Below are 17,044 nucleotides of genomic sequence, written 5' to 3'. Positions count from 1 at the left end.
AGCCCCCTCGGGATCGCAAAACAGGCATCCTCATTGTGCCTCCGACACAATCCAATCGAGACCGGCCTACCCGCCCTGGCGCATCAGATCAATTGACCGCACATTGGCGCCCGACGTACGACCACGCGACAACTCGCTGATGAACATCGGCAATTTTCGTACCCAACTGCAATAGTCGAATGTACTGCTTCGGTGTCCCACGGCGACGATAAATGATCGACTCGTGGTCCAAACGATGAGAAAATCGCCCAGTCATTCCAATTGCGCTGCCGAACAATGACATGTCGCAGACACGATGCGTCGCACTGAATTGTGCTGTTCAACGCGACGATTTGAATACTGTTTCCTTTAACCACGCGGAGTGAAGAATGGCCACCTATCATGAGTTGAAAGCCAAGGCTGAAGCACTGCTCCTGCAGGCGGAAGAAGCTAGGCAGGCCGAACTACAGACCGTGCTCGAAGAGGTTCGCGCACGTATCCAAGAGTATGGCCTCACGCCGGAACAAGTCTTCGGGCGTAAGCGCGCACGTGGCGCGAATGGCAGCCAGCCCGTGACGCCGAAGTATCAGGATCCGAAGACGGGCAAAACGTGGAGCGGGCGTGGGCGCGAACCGTCATGGATCAAAGGTAAGAAACGTGATCGCTTCTTGATCGCCGAATGATCACCGCAGCTTAACGATCGGTCGCTCGACGGACACGCTCTGGGCCTGCAGTTTCATACTGCAGGCCCATTGAATCTGTATCAAACCGTTCCGCCCAAGCGATTCAGATCCACCTTAGCTGCCCAACGTTGAAGACACCCCAGACCCCTTCGGAATCCATGCCGTTCGTCTCGGTGGTGACTCTATTTCTCACGTAGCAGCGATACCGCCAGATGTCGATGAATTCGGCCTGCGCTTCACCAAGATCAAACGACATACTGACGACATAGCCCCAAACTCGCGATACAGGGCAAGTGTGAACACACCTGACCCACGGCACCGTTTCCAGAGGAGAAGCAGCGTCGACTTAGGCGGCAAACGTTTGCGGAATGGCTGGCGCCATTGATGGTTCATGCGTGCGTCCGCTTGAACAATACGCCCCCCAGTCTTCCATCATGAGCCGCCGTCTTTCGAGCTGATCGCGACGCCGATAAGCCGCGATCGTCTGCGAGGTAATGACGTGCGCCAAGGCTTCCTCTGCCAGGGAATCCGGATAGTCGGTACATTCGGCGACCCAGTCGCGAAATGTCGACCGGAAACCGTGCACGGTGATCCCCGAGTACGACAGGCGTTTCAACAGGGCCAACATTGCCATGTTCGACAATGGGCGCCCCTCCGCGCAGCCGGGGAAAAGATAGCCATATTTGGCCTTCGGTAGCGCAGCACGGACGATTTCGACGGCCCGCTCGCAAAGCGGCACGCGCAGCGGCCGACCGCTTTTCGTGCGATCGCCCGGGATGCTCCAGATGCGACTATCGAGATCGAATTCATCGACCCGCGCAAATCGGACCTCGCTCGTACGCGTCGCCGTGAGAATAAGCAAGTGCAGCACCCGTGCTGCGCGCCGGGGACGCAGTTCCAGTTCACGGATGGACGTCGGCAGGTCTTCCCAAGGCAGCGCCGGATGATGCTTGATCTGCGAGCGCTTCTTCGAGCGCGGCAACACCAGTTGGAGGTGGTCGACGTACCGGGCAGGGTTGCCGCCGGTGCGGTGCCCCATCACGGTCTCCGCGTCGAGGATCGCCTTGATGCGCCCGCGCACCCGCCGTGCAGTCTCGGCTTTTTTCGTCCAGATCGGCTGAAGAATGCGCACAATCATCGCGGTGTCGATGTTGTGCACCTGCACATCGCCAATAACGGGATAAGCGTAGGTCGCCAGTGTATTGCCCCACTGCTGGACGTGCTTACGGTTTCGCCATTCCGGTTCACGCGCACGGATAAACGCTTCAGCCGCCTCACGGAACGTTACATTGGCATCGACCGAGATTTCGAGCCGTCGCCGCTGCTGTTCTTCACGCCGGGCGAGGATGGGATCGATCTGGTTGCCGACCATCTCGCGATATCCCGTAGCCAGCTTCCGCGCTTCACCAAGCGAAACCCGCGACAGCGGTCCAAGGCCCATTTCGCGCATGCGACCATCAAGCTTGAAGCGAAACACCCATGAGCGCGCACCGCTGTCTGCAATCTGCAGGTAGAGGCCGCCACCGTCCGAGTAATGCCCGGGATTCACCGCCTTCGCGACGCGCAGCGCGCTGAGTCGATGCAGTTGTCGTCCCGCCATATCGCCCTCCTTTCCTACCCACAAAACCCACGCCGCTACCCATATTTCATGGGGAGATTGTGCGGAGCCGAGGCGGAAGCCGCAAGCACGCCGTTACCCACAAATCGCTTTGAAATCAGCGACCTACGGTAGGTTGACGGAAGTCACCGGAATGCGCGGGAAGCCTTGACTGGCGGAAGGCAGCCGGAGTCGAACCGACCCGGGAGTGTCTGACACCCCCAACTGGATTTGAAGTCCAGCCGTACCACCGGATACGAATGCCTTCCGAGAGGAAAAAACCGAGAAGAACAACGAGCGCCTACGCCTGAATACCCGCCCAACCGCTGTCAGGCCGCAGGAAGTGGAGATCGCGGTGGAAGCGAGTATACCCAACCCGATCGAAGAACTCGAGAATCTGGATCGCGCGCTTGCGGCCGAGGCCCGTCGCATCGCGGAACGTCGCCGCATCGAGGCCGCCGCCGCGCGTCGGCGCGAGATGCGCGACCAGCCCCGCGAGTTCGCGCACGACGTCCGCGTGATAGAACAGGTCGCGCACGATCTGGTGCACGTCACCGCGCCGCGCGAGCTTGCGCAGCAGCGTGCGCACAGCATCCTCGGCCGCGCCCGTGTCGCGCGCGAGATCGCGGACCCACGGCGGATCGAAGCGCCCCGCATGAATCAGCGGCAGCAGTTGCTGCGCGAGCGCTTCCTGGCGCGCATCGAAACTGACCGTATGCGACGGCAAATGCAGCCACGGCCCGCTGCGCGCGAGCGCCCCCTCCTCCACCAGCGCGTCGCCCAGCGCGCGCCACAGCGCATCGCCGACGAGCGGCGCCGCCATCCGTCGCAAGCGCGCCGCATCGAGGCCCTGATCATCCGGCACGCGCTCGTGATACACGCGCAGCGCGTCGATCGCGCGCGTCTGCAGCGCAAGCCAGTGCGCGCGCGCGATCACCGTGCCGTCGTTCGACGTGCGTTCGCGCTGACCGATCGACAGTGCGTCTTCCGGCAACGCGAGCACGTCCGGCGCGAATCCGGTCAGGTGCGTGAGCATCGTGCGCGCGATACCGAGCGGCGCCTCCTTGAGCAGCGCGTCGAGCTGCCCTTCATCGAGCCACGCGGCCAGCGCGTCGAGCCACGCGCGCCGTCCGGGCGTGCGACGCTTGCGCGCCGGGCCGAACGGATCGAGCACGCGGCCGCCGCCGACGGTGCGCGTCGCTTGCGGATTGCGGACGATGAAACGATCGCCCGGCAGCGCGAACACGGGTTCGTCGAATACCAGTTGTACGCGCATCCGCTGGCCGGCCGCGAGCGTATCGCCGTCGAGCAGCGCGACGTGCGCGACACGATGCAGCGTGCCGAGATGCACGTGCAGCGGAGCCCAGTGCGTCAGCGTGAGCCCCGCATCGGCCAGCAGCGTGAGTTCGACGTCCAGACGCGGAGAAGTCGCGACGAGCCGCGCGTCCGCAACGGTGTCGCCGCGCTCGACATTCGCCTTGTCGACGCCGGCCAGGTTCAGCGCGCAACGCTCGCCCGCGCGCCCAGTGTCGACCGGCCGGTTCTGCGCGTGGATGCTGCGCACGCGGGCGGCGTCGCCGGTGCGCACGACCGCGAGCGTATCACCGGTCGCGACGCGGCCCGCGAACGCCGTACCGGTGACGACGGTGCCCTGCCCGGCTAGCGTAAACACACGATCGACGGCGAGCCGAAACAGCCCGTCGTCGCGACGCGCACGCCACGCGATCGCCGCGTCGGCCAAGTGCTGCTTCAACGCGGCGACGCCCGGATCGCCGGCGGCCGTCGCACGCGTTTCGAAGATCGGCGCGCCGGCCAGCGTCGAGCCGTGCAGCCACGCGGCGATCTCGTCGCGCACCTCGGCAATACGCGCGGCATCGACGCGGTCGCACTTCGTCAGCGCGACGGCGCCGTGCGCGACGCCGAGCAATTGCAGGATCGCGAGGTGCTCGCGCGTCTGCGGCATCACACCGTCGTCGGCGGCGATCACGAGCAGTGCGAAATCGATCCCGCACGCGCCGGCCGCCATCGTATGAATCAGTTTCTCGTGACCCGGCACGTCGATCAGGCCGAGCACGTCGCCGTTCTGGAGCGGCGTGTACGCATAGCCGAGTTCGATCGAGATGCCGCGCGCCTTCTCTTCCTTCAACCGGTCGGTATCGACGCCCGTGAGCGCCCGCACGAGCGTCGTCTTGCCGTGATCGATGTGTCCTGCGGTTCCGACGATCATGCAGCCGGCCTCGCGACCTGCATGCACTGCGCGTCGAAGGCTGCTTCGTCGGCTGCTTCAAGACATCGCAGGTCGAGCCGCAGCGCATTGTCGGCGACGCGGCCGATCACCGGGCGCTGCCATTCGCGCAGTCGCTTCTCGAGTTGCGCGAGCGCACGGCCGCCGCGTTTGCCGTCCGGCGTGCGCACGACGAGCCCGGCGCTCGGCAACTGATCGACCGGCAGCGCGCCGCTGCCGATCTGGCTGAACATCGGCTCGACGCGCACGTCGAAGCCGTTGCCGAGCGCGGCCTGCAACGCCGGCCGCACACGCTCGGCGGCCTCGGCGATGTCGCGCTGCGGCCGCGTGAGCAGACGCAGCGTCGTGAGCCGCTCGCGCAGGAATTCCGGCGCCTGGTAGAGCCGCAGCACCGGTTCGAGCGCGGCGAGCGTCAGCTTGCCGACACGCAGCGCGCGCTTGAGCGGATGTTTCTTGATCTTCGCGATCAGCGCGCGATCGCCGACGATCAGGCCAGCCTGCGGCCCGCCGAGCAGCTTGTCGCCGCTGAACGTGACGAGGTTCGCGCCGGCCGCAACGGTTTCCTGCACGGTCGTTTCGTGCGGCAGCCCCCATTGCGACAGGTCGGCGAGCGTGCCGCTGCCGAGATCGACGGCCACCGGCAGTCCGCGCTCGCGCGCGAGCGGCGCGAGTTCGGCGAGCGTCACTTCCTTCGTGAAGCCGCTGATCGCGTAGTTGCTGCAGTGCACTTTCATCATCAGCGCCGTGCGCGGGCCGATCGCGGCTGCATAGTCGCTCAGATGCGTGCGGTTGGTCGTACCGACTTCGTGCAGCTTCGCGCCGGCGCGGCTCATGATGTCGGGAATGCGAAACGCGCCGCCGATCTCGACGAGTTCGCCACGCGACACGATCACCTCGCGCTTCGGCGCGAGCGCGGACAGCGCCAGAAACACGGCCGCCGCATTGTTGTTGACGACGGTCGCGGCTTCCGCGCCGGTCAGTTCGCACAACAGATCGTCGATCAGATCGTCGCGGTCGCCGCGGCGGCCGGTCGCCAGATCGAATTCGAGGTTGACGGGCTGCGTGAGCGCGTCGACCACCGCGCGCACCGCGTCGTCGGGCAACAGCGCGCGCCCGAGATTGGTGTGCAGCACGGTGCCCGTCAGGTTGAACACCGCGCGCACGGTGCCTGCGCTCTGCGCGGCCAGCATACGGGCGACGGCGGCCGCGATCCGCGGCTCGTCGAGCGGCTCCGCCGCCGGCGGATCCTGCTGCGCCGCGGTGCGCCAGCGGTCGAGTTCGGCACGCACGGCGTTCAGCACGCGCGTGCGGCCGTAGTCGGCGAGCAGCGGCTGCAGCGGCGCCGACGACAGCACGCGCTCGACGGACGGCACGCGCGCGAGGACGGCATTCAGTTCATTCAAACCTGGTTCGGTCACGTGATCGTGGCTCCCTTTCGATGCATGGCAGACGACCGGCGCCGGCGCGCGCGGGCCCGCGCCGGCGCCATGCCGTCAGTCCGCTTCCGCCTCGCGCGACATGTCGGGCCACAGCAGCGGGTTCGGCGAACTGCGCTGGTAGCCGGCTTCGTTCATCAGCAAGTCGAGCGTGAGGCTCGCGAGATCATCGGCGAGCGGCTCGAACTCGTAGTCCTTCTCCTGGTAGCCGATCTTGCGATAGGTCTTGCATTCGTCGCACGATTCGGCCTTGACGGCTTCGCTGCCGCCCTCGATCCCGTGGTACGCGATGCCCTTGGTCGAATCGCAGTGCGAACATTTCGTGCGCACCATGTGCCACTCGGTCGTGCAGAGCCCACACTGCAGGAATCGATACCCCTGATACTGGCCGCCGACGCGCACGACGCTCGCGACCGGATGCGTGCCGCATACGGGGCACACGCCCGGCTGGTCGAGATACGGGACGTCGGCCGGCTTGACGCGGCTCGCGAGATCCGTCCACACGACCTGCAGCGCGGCCATCAGGAACGGCGCGGTGGCCGGATCGACTTCGGCGAAGCGCAGCGCGAGGATCGCATCGGCCTGCGCGTCGAGTTCGGCCGGCGCCACCAGCCGCAGCCGGTCGAGCAGCTTCGCGAGCGACGGGTTGACCAGCCCCGCGCTCTCGACGCGGTCGAGCACTTCATACAGTACGGCCCGCCACTGCGGGTTGCGCTCGCCGTCGAGCGCGGGCACGAGCGGCATCGAATGCTCCTGCGCGCGTGCGATCGCTTCCTCCGACGGCATCGGCAGGTTCAGCGCCTGCAGCGTCGCGTGCTGCGCATCGGCGACGGTGGCCATCAGCCGCAGGTAGCCGCTGATCGGGTTCAGGTCGGCGAGCTTGCGCAGCCGGGCGGCCCGCGCGGCGAACGCGGAGCCGCGCTCGGGCAGGCGGAAGCGCGGAATGGCCGAATGATCGAGCGCCGAGATCTCGGTCGGCTCCAGAATGCGTTGTGTCACGAAAATGTCTTCCAAAAAACTAAGCGCCGACGGATCGGCGCTTTCAGGCGGTTCCGGCGGTTGGCGGGACGATATGCCGCATTTGGCGTACCGCCCCGCTCCGGCGCGTCAGCGCTACTTCACGCTTTCACGGAACCACTTCGGGTGATGCTTGCGGGCCCAGCCCAGCGTGACGGTGCCGCGCACCATCGCGCCGATCGAGCCCTTCACCCACAACGCCGCGTAAATGTGCACGATGATGCTCGCGATCAGCACGAAGGCCGCCACGGCATGCACGACAGCGGCCGCGCGGATCACGCCGATCGGGAAGTAGAACGAGAAGTACCGCCGCCAGATCACGATCCCCGACAGCAGGAGCAGCAGCAGGCACGCCACCAGCGTGAAGAATAGCAGCTTCTGTCCGGCGTTATAGCGCCCGACCGGCGGCAGCCTGTCTTCGCGGTTGGTCACGACGTCCCCGATCTGCTTCAGCCATTGACGGTCGTCCGCATCGAGCACGTTGTGATGCCAGAAGCGCGCCACGAGAATCGCGAACGACACGAACATCACGAGGCCGACGAACGGATGCAGGATCCGCGTCCACTGGCCGCCGCCGAACAGCGCGGTGAGCCAGAACATCGACGGATGGAACAGCGCAAGCCCGGACAGCGCGAGCAGCACGAACGTGATCGCGGTGATCCAGTGGTTCGTGCGCTCGTTCGGCGTGTAGCGGACGATCAGGTTGGGGTCGTCGTGCTTCATTTTCCGTCCTCCTTGATGCGTCGCGCCTCGTCGCGGGCGGCGGCTTCCTCTTCGTCTGTGACCTCGTTCGGACCGACCCGCGTGTAATGGAAGAACCCGGCCAGCGCGGTCAGCGCGAGGCCGGCGACCGCGAGCGGCTTCGCGATGCCCTTCCACAGCTTCACCATCGGGCTGATCGACGGGTTGTCGGGCAGCCCGTGGTACAGCGACGGTTTGTCCGCGTGATGCAGCACGTACATCACGTGCGTGCCGCCGACGCCCTGCGGGTCGTACAGCCCCGCATGCTCGAAGCCGCGCTCCTTCAGGTCTTCGATCCGCTCGGCCGCGTGCTGCTTCATGTCCTCCTTGGTGCCGAACACGATCGCACCCGTCGGGCAGGTCTTCACGCAGGCCGGTTCCTGGCCGACCGCGACGCGGTCGGAACAGAGCGTGCACTTGTACGCGCGATGGTCCTTCTTCGAGATCCGCGGCACGTTGAACGGGCAGCCGGTCACGCAATAGCCGCAACCGATGCAGTTCTCCTCGTGAAAATCGACGATCCCGTTGTTGTACTGCACGATCGCGCCCGGCGACGGGCAGGCCTTCAGGCAGCCCGGATCCTCGCAGTGCATGCAGCCGTCCTTGCGGATCAGCCATTCGAGGTCGCCGGCCGGGTTCTCGTATTCGGAGAACCGCATGACCGTCCACGAATGCTCGGTCAGGTCGGCCGGGTTGTCGTACACGCCGACGTTGGTGCCGACTTCGTCGCGCAGGTCGTTCCACTCCATGCATGCCGTCTGGCATGCCTTGCAGCCGATGCACTTCGATACGTCGATCAGCTTCGCGACGCTCCCGGTCACCGGTTCGCGCGCCGTGGGCGGCGGCGTCGTGGTGGCCGAGACGCGCTTGATATCCAGCGATTGCAATGCCATCTCTTCCCCCTTACGCCTTTTCGACCTTCACCAGGAACGACTTGAATTCCGGTGTGTACGAGTTGCCGTCGCCGACGGACGGAGTCAGGGTGTTGGCGAGATAGCCGGGCTTCGTCAGACCCTTGAAGCCCCAGTGCAACGGGACGCCGACCGTCTGGACCTTCTTGCCCTCGATCATCAGCGGCTTGATCCGCTTCGTGACGAGCGCGACCGCGACAATGTAGCCGCGCTTGGACGACACCTTCACGCGATCGCCGTGCGCGACGCCGACTTCCTTCGCGAGGTCTTCGCCGATTTCGACGAATTGCTCGGGCTGGATGATCGAGTTCAGCCGCGCATGCTTGGTCCAGTAGTGGAAATGCTCGGTCAGCCGGTACGTCGTCGCGACGTGCGGGAACTCCGTCACCTTGCCGAACGACGCGCGGTCGTCCGCGAACACGCGGGCGGCCGGGTTGTTCAGCGCCTGCGGGTTGTCGGGATGCAGCGGGTTCGCCGCGAGCGGCGTTTCGAACGGTTCGTAGTGCTCGGGGAACGGGCCTTCGTTCATCCCCGCACGGGCGAAGAAGCGCGCGACGCCTTCCGGGTTCATGATGAATGGCCCCATCCCGTTCTCGGGCGGTTCGTCCGCCTTGAAGTCCGGCACGTCGACGCCCTTCCATGCGCTGCCGTTCCAGCCGATCAGCTTGCGGGTCGGATCGAACGGCTTGCCGCTCACGTCGCACGACGCGCGGTTGTAAAGGATCCGCCGGTTCGCCGGCCACGCCCACGCCCAGTTCAGCGTCTGTCCGATACCGGTCGGGTCGGAGTTGTCGCGCCGGCCCATCTGGTTGCCGGCCTGCGTCCACGCGCCGCAGAAGATCCAGCAGCCGCTCGCCGTCGTGCCGTCGTCCTTCAGCTGCGCGAACGCGGCGAGCTGCTCGCCCTTCTTCACGAGCGTCTTCGTCGGATCCTTCGGGTCGGGCAGATCGGCGAGCGCGCGCCCGTTGAACTCCATCGCCAACTCTTCGGGGGTGGGGCTTTCCGGGTTCGCGTACGGCCAGGTCAGGTTTACGATCGGATCCGGATACTTGCCGCCTTCCGTCTGGTACATCTTGCGCAGGCGCAGGAACAGCCCCGCCATGATCTCCAGATCGCTCCTCGCCTCGCCGGGCGGCTCCGCGCCCTTCCAGTGCCATTGCAGCACGCGGCTCGAACTGACGAGCGAGCCGTTTTCCTCCGCGAAGCACGTGGTCGGCAAACGGAACACCTCGGTCTGGATTTTCGACGGATCGACGTCGTTGAAGTCGCCGTGCGGCTTCCAGAATTCGGACGTCTCGGTCGCGAGCGGATCCATGATCACGAGCCACTTCAGCTTCGCGAGGCCGGCCGCCGTCTTCACCTTCGACGGCGCCGCCGCGAGCGGGTTGAAGCCCTGACAGATGTAGCCGTTCATCTTGCCGGCATTCATCAGCTCGATCGCCTGCAGCAGGTCGTACTGCTTGTCGAGCTTCGGCAGGTAGTCGTACGCCCAGTTGTTCTCGGCGGTCGCCGCGTCGCCCCACCACGACTTCATGAAGCTGACGTGGAACGCCTTGTAGTTTTTCCAGTAGCTCAGCTGGTTCGGGCGCAGCGGCAGCTGCGTGCGCTTCTTGATGTAGCCGTCGAAATCCTGCTCGGCCTGCATCGGCAGCGTCATGTAGCCCGGCAGCAGATTCGACATCAGCCCGAGATCGGTCAAGCCCTGAATGTTCGAGTGGCCGCGCAGCGCGTTCATCCCGCCGCCGGCGATGCCGATGTTGCCGAGCAGCAGCTGCACCATCGCGCCGGTGCGGATGATCTGCGCGCCGATCGAATGGTGGGTCCAGCCGAGCGCGTACAGCACCGTGCCGGCGCGGCCGGGCACGGCCGTGCTCGCGAGCATCTCGCACACCTTCAGGAATTTCTCCTTCGGCGTGCCGCACGCCTGCTGGACCATGTCCGGCGTATAGCGCGCGTAGTGCTGCTTCAGCAGGTTGTATACGCAGCGCGGATGCTGCAGCGTCGGATCGACCTTGACGAAGCCGTCGTCGCCGAGCTCGTAGTCCCAGCTCGATTTGTCCGGGTACGCGTGCTTCTCCGCGTCGTAGCCGGAATAGATGCCGTCGTTGAACGCGAAATCCTCGCGCACGATGAACGTGAAATCCGTGTAGTTCTTCACGTATTCGTGCTGAATCTTGTCGTTCGTCAGCAGATAGTTGATCACACCGCCCAGGAAGACGATGTCGGTGCCGGTGCGGATCGGCGCGTAGTAGTCGGCCACCGAGGCCGTACGCGTGAAGCGCGGGTCGACGACGATCAGCCGCGCCTTGCGGTGCGCCTTCGCCTCCGTCACCCACTTGAAACCGCACGGATGGGCCTCGGCTGCATTGCCGCCCATCACGAGAATCACGTCCGCGTTCTTGATGTCGACCCAATGGTTCGTCATCGCTCCACGGCCAAACGTCGGGGCAAGACCTGCCACCGTCGGGCCATGTCAGACACGCGCCTGATTGTCGAATGCGAGCATCCCGAGACTGCGGATGGTCTTGTGCGTCAAATAGCCGACTTCATTGCTGCCCGCCGACGCGGCCAGCATGCCGGTGGTCAGCCAGCGGTTGACCTTCGCGCCGTCTTCCGCCGTCTCGACGAAGTTGGCGTCGCGGTCGGCCTTCATCAGCTTCGCGATCCGGTCGAGCGCGTCGGCCCAGGAAATGCTCTGCCACTTGTCCGAACCCGGCGCGCGATACTCGGGATGCGTCAGACGATTCGGGCTGTGGATGAAGTCGATCAGGCTGGCGCCCTTCGGGCACAGCGTGCCGCGATTGACCGGATGATCGGGATCGCCTTCGATGTGGATGATGCTTGGCTGCGCGTTCTTCGCGCCGTCGCCGAGGCTGTACATCAGGATGCCGCAACCGACTGAGCAATAGGGACAGGTGTTGCGCGTTTCGACTGTGCGCGCCAGCTTGTACTGTCGGACTTCGGCGAGCGCTTCGGTCGGAGAAAAGCCCATCAGGGCAAGACTCGACCCGGCAAGCGACGTGGCCGTCACCTTCAGGAACTGGCGCCGGGACATTTGTAGCATGATGGTCTCGGCGTTTTTGTGGGGTGGGGTACAACTGAAAGGATTATAGACAGTTCAGGCAACTATGACCGAATCGTCGGATCAATACCGATTTGTCCGATTAACCTGCGATGAGCCGCGTTCCGCGCAACCGAACCGCCATGAAACGACAGATCACTTCCGAAGCCACCCGTCTCGCCCAGCAGCAGGCCAACTGGGCACTCGACGCATTCAAGCGCTTCTCTTCCGACCGCTGCTCGGCAATGGCCGCGAGCATCGCGTTCTTCTCGGCGTTCTCGCTCGCGCCGACGCTCGTGATGGTGATCGCCGTGGCCGGCTGGTTCTACGGCGACGACGCCGCGCGCGGCCAGGTGTTCGAGCAGGCCCACCAGTTGATCGGCGACGACGCGGCCGCCAGCATCCAGACCATCGTGCAGAACGCGCATCGCGCGGGCGAGCGCGGCGGCATCGCGACGCTGATCTCGTTCGCCGCGCTCGCGATCGGCGCATCGGCGACGTTCGCGTCGCTGAACACGGCGCTGAGCGTGATCTGGCCGAGCACGGAAAACCGCTGGTCGAGCATGCTCGGGCTCGTCCGCGTGCGGCTGATCTCGTTCGGGCTCGTCCTCGGCGTCGCGTTCCTGCTGATCGTGTCGCTGGTGCTCGATACCGCGATCACGTTCATCGGCACCTGGCTGCTCGGCAATTCGCCGTACGTCGTGATCACCAACGTGCTGCAGTTCGTCGTCGGCATCGTGGTGCTCGCGTGCGCGTTCGCCGCGTTGATGAAATTCCTGCCCGACGCGCGGGTCGCGTGGCACGACGCGATGATCGGCGGGATCGTCTCCGCGATCCTGTTCTCCGGCGGCAAAAAGCTGTTCGCGCTGTATCTGGCGCGCGCCGGCACGGCAAGCGCGTTCGGCGCTGCCGGATCGTTCGCGGTGCTGCTGATGTGGCTGTACTTCTCGGCGGCCGTGCTGCTGCTCGGCGCGGAATTCGCGGCCGCGCGCGGCAACGCGCATGACCGCACCGGCAATCTGCCGCCCGCCTCCACGACGGCCGACCGCGCTGCCGGTGGCGCGCGCGACGACTGACCGCCCCTCATCGCTTCGCACGCGGCCGCGCAAGGTGCGCGCCGCGCTACGCGATCGACCTCCGTTTCGCAACCACACCGGCGCGCCGCGCATGGACGCGCGTTGATACGTTCGTTGCATCGGCGCACGCGGCGCGCTGCAACGGCAAACGTTTGCACACCGCGATTTCCGTGGGCAAACCCGCGAAATCTGCCCTTCTACTGTCGAGCACGCCATCCACTGCAACAATCGCAGCGCAGCAATTGTCAACTGTTTCAAAAAGAGGAACAGTCTTTGATGTGCTTGATATATATGGATTTTTTCCCGCTGTTACCTTTTCGAGACACTTTATTTTTTAAGCTTTCTTGCGTGTATGGCAGTGAGCTATTCTCCAATCCGCAACAAATAACGAATGACGAATCATTTGCGTGGAGATACTCAACGATGAAGAAACTCGCACTCTCGACCCTCTCGCTCGCCCTGCTGGGCGCCGCTGGCGCTGCTCACGCTCAGTCGAGCGTGACGCTGTATGGTGTGATCGACACGTCGATTGCATGGGTTCATGGCAATGACGGCCAGGCCAACAACTCGTGGCAAATGCTGTCGGGCAACCTGCAAGGCAGCCGCTGGGGCCTGAAAGGCGCTGAAGACCTCGGCGGTGGCCTGAAGGCGATCTTCCAGTTGGAAAACGGCTTTGATCCGGGCTCGGGCCGCCTGAACCAGGGCGGCCGCATGTTCGGTCGTCAGGCATACGTCGGCCTCGAAAGCGCCCAGTACGGTACGCTGACGCTCGGCCGCCAGTACGACCCGCTGGTCGATCTGGTCCAGGCAGTCACGGCTGACAACTACTTCGGCAGCGTGATGGCAACGCCGGGCGACGTCGACAACAACGACAACTCGCTGCGCGTCAGCAACGCAATCAAGTACACGTCGCCGGTCTGGGGCGGCTTCCAGGTCGAAGGCATGTACGCACTCGGCGGCGTTGCAGGCAAGACGGGCGCAGGCCAGACGTGGTCGGTCGCAGCTGCATACAACAACGGCCCGGTCGGCGTTGCAGCAGGCTACTTCTACGCAGCCAACCCGTCGCCGACGACGGCTGTCGGCCGCGCAGGCTGGGGTTCGACGACGTCCGACGCGATCTTCGACGGTCCGATCAACTCGGGTTACGCAACGGCGAAGTCGATCGCCATCGCGCAAGTCGCAGGCCAGTACGCAATCGGCCCGGTGACGTTCGGCCTCGGCTACAGCAACGCACAGTACAAGCCGGACGCATTCTCGGGCTTCGGCTCGACCGAAAAGTACAACACGGGCCGCGCGTTCGTGACGTACCAGGTCACGCCGCCGCTGCTGCTGGGCCTCGGCTACTCGTACACGAAGGCGAGCGGCGACACGTCGGCGAAGTACCACCAAGTCGGCGTCGGCGCGGACTACTCGCTGTCGAAGCGCACGGACGTCTACCTGGTCGGCGCATACCAGCACGCGAGCGGCACGCAGCTCGTCGACGGCGTGCAGCAAAGCGCGCAAGCGTCGATCGCTTCGTACGGCTTCGCCGGCAAGAGCTCGGCCGAGCTGGTCGCGGTCGGCATTCGCCACAAGTTCTAAGAAGTACGTTTCCGGTGTGCATGGCGTCTCCGACGCCGTGCCGCCGAACTGCAAAACCAGTCACCGGTTTCGGCCGTGGCTGGTTTTTTTTCGTCCGTTGCGAACGGCGCCGTGGCGGGCGGCGAACGTGGTCTGGACGCCCGGCAGGGCAATCGATCGCGAGCGGCGCATGGGCCGCCTGTCAGGCCCGGGATGCCATTCCGGCACGTCGAGGCTACCGCCCTGCCGCGATACCGGCGCACGCCCAGTCCGCGCCAGAAGCAGCGGCTACCGCCTTCCGGAACGCCGCATGCCGGCCCGAACGCGTGCCGCCGGAGCCGGCTGCAAAGCGCGCACGCAATGCCGCACGGACTCCGCCCGCCCCCTCGATCGGCCGACGCGAACGACGTATGCTTCGACGTGTCGATTTCGACGGCTGTCGTCCGTCGTATCGATGGCGGCACACAGCGTGCCGCGTCGCCGACACATGACAGGAGACGCTCCATGACGATTCAGAAGATCACGCCGTTCCTCTGGTACTCGACGGAAGCCGAAGAAGCCGCGGCGTTCTATGCGGGCATTTTCCCGAACTCGCGCGTCGTGCGCGTCACCGCGGTGTCCGGCACCAGCGGCACGCGGATGGTCGAATTCGAGCTGTTCGGGCAACCGTTCTTCGCGATGAGCCACCCGCGCACGGAGACGTTCAATCACGCGATCTCGCTGCTCGTCAGTTGCGCCGACCAGGCGGAACTTGACCGCTACTGGAGCGCGCTGCTCGACCACGGCGGCACGGCCGACGGCTGCGGCTGGCTGCGGGACCGGTTCGGCGTCTCGTGGCAGATCGTGCCCGATGAACTGATCCCGATGATGGCCGACCGCGACGAGGTCAAGGCGGCGCGCGTGGCCGCAGCGATGATGCAGATGACGAAGTTCGACGTCGCCGCGCTGAAGGCCGCCTACGAGGGCACCGCGGGCTGACGAGGCCGCGGGTATCACGCGCCCTTTCACGAGCCGCCGAGCCGTTGATGCAGCGCGTGCGATCCGCGGTACGCACGCCGCCGCGGCAGAAGCGGCACGCGCCCGATTGCATCACGCCGCTACGCAATCGCGGGCAATGGCCGTTCGCTTGCCGCTACGCCGACAACATCGCCTCGACGATCCGCCGCGCGTAGCGAACGAATGCGGCCACCGGTTCGCCGGACAGCAGCGCATCGTCGCCGTCGCCGCGCAAATAGATGGCGCGCGCAGCCGCCACGACGGGCCGGTGCGCATCGGGCATACGCTCGAACACCCATGCCGCGGCGACGTCCTTCGGCGCGATTCTGCCGGTGGCGGCGCTGTACCAGATGCGCGCGACCGCGAGCACCACGTTGCATTCGTCGCCGCGCCAGTCCGGCTCCGCATCCCACTGCGCGACGGTCGCGAGCAGCGCGGCGACGAAGTCGCGCGCGGGCACCGGCTCGAACCATTCGGCCGCGCGCGGGCCGCGCAGCGCAACGTCGTGCTGCCGCACCTTCGTCAACAGGATCGCCAGATCGTGATCGACGCACGCCGGCTCGACGATGCCCGCGAGCAGGTCGGCGCGCAGCCACTCGCCGAACTGCAGCTCGCGCGTCGCCGGATGGCGCCACGGCACCACGTCGCCGCGCACGACGACGGTCACTTCCAGCGCGCGCATTCGCGTCGCGCCGCCCGGCGGCGCCGACACGTCGAGCAGATCGAACATCAGCGCGCGCCGCACCGCATCCCGCGGCGGCGCTGCGATCGTCACCAGCAGATCGATGTCGCTGCGCGCTTTCAATCCGCCGTCGAGCGCCGAGCCGAACAGGTGAATCGCGTGCAGCGCCGCACCGAGATGCCGCTCGATCGTCGCGCATGCAGCCGCCGTCTGATCGGCGATCTCGGCGGGAACGATCGTCGTGTTGACGTCCATCATGTGAGGTCCACGCGATTCGCGTACAGCGCGCCGCGATCAGCAGCCGCGCGCCGGCACAAACATCGGCACGGCGATTCCTTCGTCTGCCGGAGCGGCCCGCGGCACCGGATGCACGCTGCATCGTCCTGCATCCGCGCCGCGTGATGACGTAACACGGCGCGTTGCCGATTTGCGCGACGCAATAAAAATCCCCGTACGCTTTCGCGTACGGGGATCGTCGGACATCGCACCGGCCGCCGACATGCGTTCGTCGGCCGGTGCGCGGGCATTACGCCGCCGCGTCCTTCAGCTTCTTCAGCGCACGTGCCTTCACGCGCACGCTGGCCGGCTTCGCCGGGAACCAGCGCTCCTGGCCCGTGAACGGATCCTTGCCGAAGCGCTTCTTCTTCGCCGGCACGACTTGCGCCGTGATCTTCAGCAGACCCGGCAGCGTGAACTCGCCTGCGCCCTTCTTGTGAACCGAGCCCAGCACGACGTTCTCGAGTGCGGCGAGCACTGCCTTGACCGCCTTCACTTCGACAGCTGCGCGCTCAGCGATGTGCGTTGCGAGCGATGCCTTCGTGAACTTGTCCTTCAGCGGAGTCGGAGCGGCCGGTGCTGCCTTCGCGACAGCCTTCTTGGCCACTACTTTCTTCGCGGGCGCAGCCTTTTTGGCAGCCACTTTCTTGGTGGCCGGTGCGGCAGCCTTCTTGGCCACCTTTTTTGCGGAAGTCGCCATGTTTCTCCTACCAGGTGTGGTCGTTGGATACACGAAGCGTGCAACGCGCGCGCTTCAACGCCGGATTCTACAAGCGCCTTGACG

The 17,044-nt window shown here is 65.5% G+C and carries 13 protein-coding genes and 1 tRNA gene; 4 read left to right on the top strand and 10 right to left on the bottom strand.

Annotated features, from left to right (window positions below; genetic code table 11):
- The first annotated feature begins 368 nt into the window (after nt 1–368).
- Entirely contained in the window at nt 369–662 is a 294-nt protein-coding gene (locus BSE24067_RS02980) for an H-NS histone family protein (protein WP_151062371.1), read from the top strand.
- Between the two features lie 346 nt (nt 663–1,008).
- Here BSE24067_RS02980 and BSE24067_RS02975 read toward each other — a convergent pair whose 3' ends face one another.
- From BSE24067_RS02975 to fdnG, 8 genes are all read right to left on the bottom strand, one after another.
- On the bottom strand, nt 1,009–2,262 hold the full coding sequence (locus tag BSE24067_RS02975; RefSeq protein WP_151062372.1) for a tyrosine-type recombinase/integrase: 1,254 nt from the start codon (nt 2,260–2,262) through the stop codon (nt 1,009–1,011).
- Nucleotides 2,263–2,432: 170 nt separating this feature from the next.
- Nucleotides 2,433–2,528 (bottom strand) — tRNA-Sec (locus BSE24067_RS02970).
- Between the two features lie 32 nt (nt 2,529–2,560).
- Nucleotides 2,561–4,486 carry a selenocysteine-specific translation elongation factor gene (selB, locus tag BSE24067_RS02965; protein WP_151062373.1) on the bottom strand — a complete coding sequence of 642 codons (1,926 nt, stop codon included), beginning with the start codon at nt 4,484–4,486 and terminating at the stop codon, nt 2,561–2,563.
- Nucleotides 4,483–5,922 carry an L-seryl-tRNA(Sec) selenium transferase gene (gene selA / locus BSE24067_RS02960; protein ID WP_151062374.1) on the bottom strand — a complete coding sequence of 480 codons (1,440 nt, stop codon included), beginning with the start codon at nt 5,920–5,922 and terminating at the stop codon, nt 4,483–4,485. Before selA ends, selB begins: the two co-directional genes overlap by 4 nt.
- Before the next feature lie 75 nt (nt 5,923–5,997).
- A complete protein-coding gene (fdhE, locus tag BSE24067_RS02955) occupies nt 5,998–6,939 on the bottom strand; it encodes a formate dehydrogenase accessory protein FdhE (RefSeq protein WP_174904687.1) in 942 nt (313 codons plus the stop codon).
- A gap of 114 nt (nt 6,940–7,053) precedes the next feature.
- On the bottom strand, nt 7,054–7,680 hold the full coding sequence (locus BSE24067_RS02950; protein WP_151062376.1) for a formate dehydrogenase subunit gamma: 627 nt from the start codon (nt 7,678–7,680) through the stop codon (nt 7,054–7,056).
- Complete coding sequence (gene fdxH, locus BSE24067_RS02945; RefSeq protein WP_151062377.1) at nt 7,677–8,591, bottom strand: formate dehydrogenase subunit beta; 915 nt, start codon at nt 8,589–8,591, stop codon at nt 7,677–7,679. Before fdxH ends, BSE24067_RS02950 begins: the two co-directional genes overlap by 4 nt.
- A gap of 10 nt (nt 8,592–8,601) precedes the next feature.
- Complete coding sequence (gene fdnG / locus BSE24067_RS02940; protein WP_151062378.1) at nt 8,602–11,673, bottom strand: formate dehydrogenase-N subunit alpha; 3,072 nt, start codon at nt 11,671–11,673, stop codon at nt 8,602–8,604.
- A 140-nt stretch (nt 11,674–11,813) separates the two neighbouring features.
- Here fdnG and BSE24067_RS02935 point away from each other — a divergent pair, with 140 nt between their 5' ends.
- From BSE24067_RS02935 to BSE24067_RS02925, 3 genes are all read left to right on the top strand, one after another.
- On the top strand, nt 11,814–12,746 hold the full coding sequence (locus tag BSE24067_RS02935; RefSeq protein WP_151062379.1) for a YihY/virulence factor BrkB family protein: 933 nt from the start codon (nt 11,814–11,816) through the stop codon (nt 12,744–12,746).
- Between the two features lie 423 nt (nt 12,747–13,169).
- Nucleotides 13,170–14,327 carry a porin gene (locus BSE24067_RS02930; RefSeq protein ID WP_151062380.1) on the top strand — a complete coding sequence of 386 codons (1,158 nt, stop codon included), beginning with the start codon at nt 13,170–13,172 and terminating at the stop codon, nt 14,325–14,327.
- A gap of 483 nt (nt 14,328–14,810) precedes the next feature.
- Complete coding sequence (locus tag BSE24067_RS02925; RefSeq protein ID WP_151062381.1) at nt 14,811–15,284, top strand: VOC family protein; 474 nt, start codon at nt 14,811–14,813, stop codon at nt 15,282–15,284.
- A 154-nt stretch (nt 15,285–15,438) separates the two neighbouring features.
- Here BSE24067_RS02925 and BSE24067_RS02920 read toward each other — a convergent pair whose 3' ends face one another.
- Together BSE24067_RS02920 and BSE24067_RS02915 are read right to left on the bottom strand one after the other, a co-directional pair.
- Nucleotides 15,439–16,239, bottom strand: coding sequence for an aminoglycoside adenylyltransferase family protein (locus BSE24067_RS02920; protein ID WP_151062507.1), 801 nt, complete (start codon nt 16,237–16,239; stop codon nt 15,439–15,441).
- 271 nt (nt 16,240–16,510) lie between these two features.
- Nucleotides 16,511–16,960 carry an HU family DNA-binding protein gene (locus BSE24067_RS02915; protein ID WP_059582715.1) on the bottom strand — a complete coding sequence of 150 codons (450 nt, stop codon included), beginning with the start codon at nt 16,958–16,960 and terminating at the stop codon, nt 16,511–16,513.
- Between the last annotated feature and the right edge of the window lie 84 nt (nt 16,961–17,044).

It is taken from the genome of Burkholderia latens, assembly GCF_902499045.1.
Lineage (GTDB): Bacteria > Pseudomonadota > Gammaproteobacteria > Burkholderiales > Burkholderiaceae > Burkholderia > Burkholderia latens.
Note: the sequence above shows the minus strand (reverse complement) of the source record. Positions and strands in the feature narration are given on the sequence as shown.

Coding starts and splice junctions, on each gene's coding strand:
- BSE24067_RS02980 (WP_151062371.1), top strand. CDS start 369: ATGGCCACCTATCATGAGTTGAAAGCCAAGGCTGAAGCACTGCTCCTG.
- BSE24067_RS02975 (WP_151062372.1), bottom strand. CDS start 2,262: ATGGCGGGACGACAACTGCATCGACTCAGCGCGCTGCGCGTCGCGAAG.
- selB (WP_151062373.1), bottom strand. CDS start 4,486: ATGATCGTCGGAACCGCAGGACACATCGATCACGGCAAGACGACGCTC.
- BSE24067_RS02950 (WP_151062376.1), bottom strand. CDS start 7,680: ATGAAGCACGACGACCCCAACCTGATCGTCCGCTACACGCCGAACGAG.
- fdxH (WP_151062377.1), bottom strand. CDS start 8,591: ATGGCATTGCAATCGCTGGATATCAAGCGCGTCTCGGCCACCACGACG.
- BSE24067_RS02935 (WP_151062379.1), top strand. CDS start 11,814: ATGAAACGACAGATCACTTCCGAAGCCACCCGTCTCGCCCAGCAGCAG.
- BSE24067_RS02930 (WP_151062380.1), top strand. CDS start 13,170: ATGAAGAAACTCGCACTCTCGACCCTCTCGCTCGCCCTGCTGGGCGCC.
- BSE24067_RS02925 (WP_151062381.1), top strand. CDS start 14,811: ATGACGATTCAGAAGATCACGCCGTTCCTCTGGTACTCGACGGAAGCC.
- BSE24067_RS02920 (WP_151062507.1), bottom strand. CDS start 16,239: ATGGACGTCAACACGACGATCGTTCCCGCCGAGATCGCCGATCAGACG.
- BSE24067_RS02915 (WP_059582715.1), bottom strand. CDS start 16,960: ATGGCGACTTCCGCAAAAAAGGTGGCCAAGAAGGCTGCCGCACCGGCC.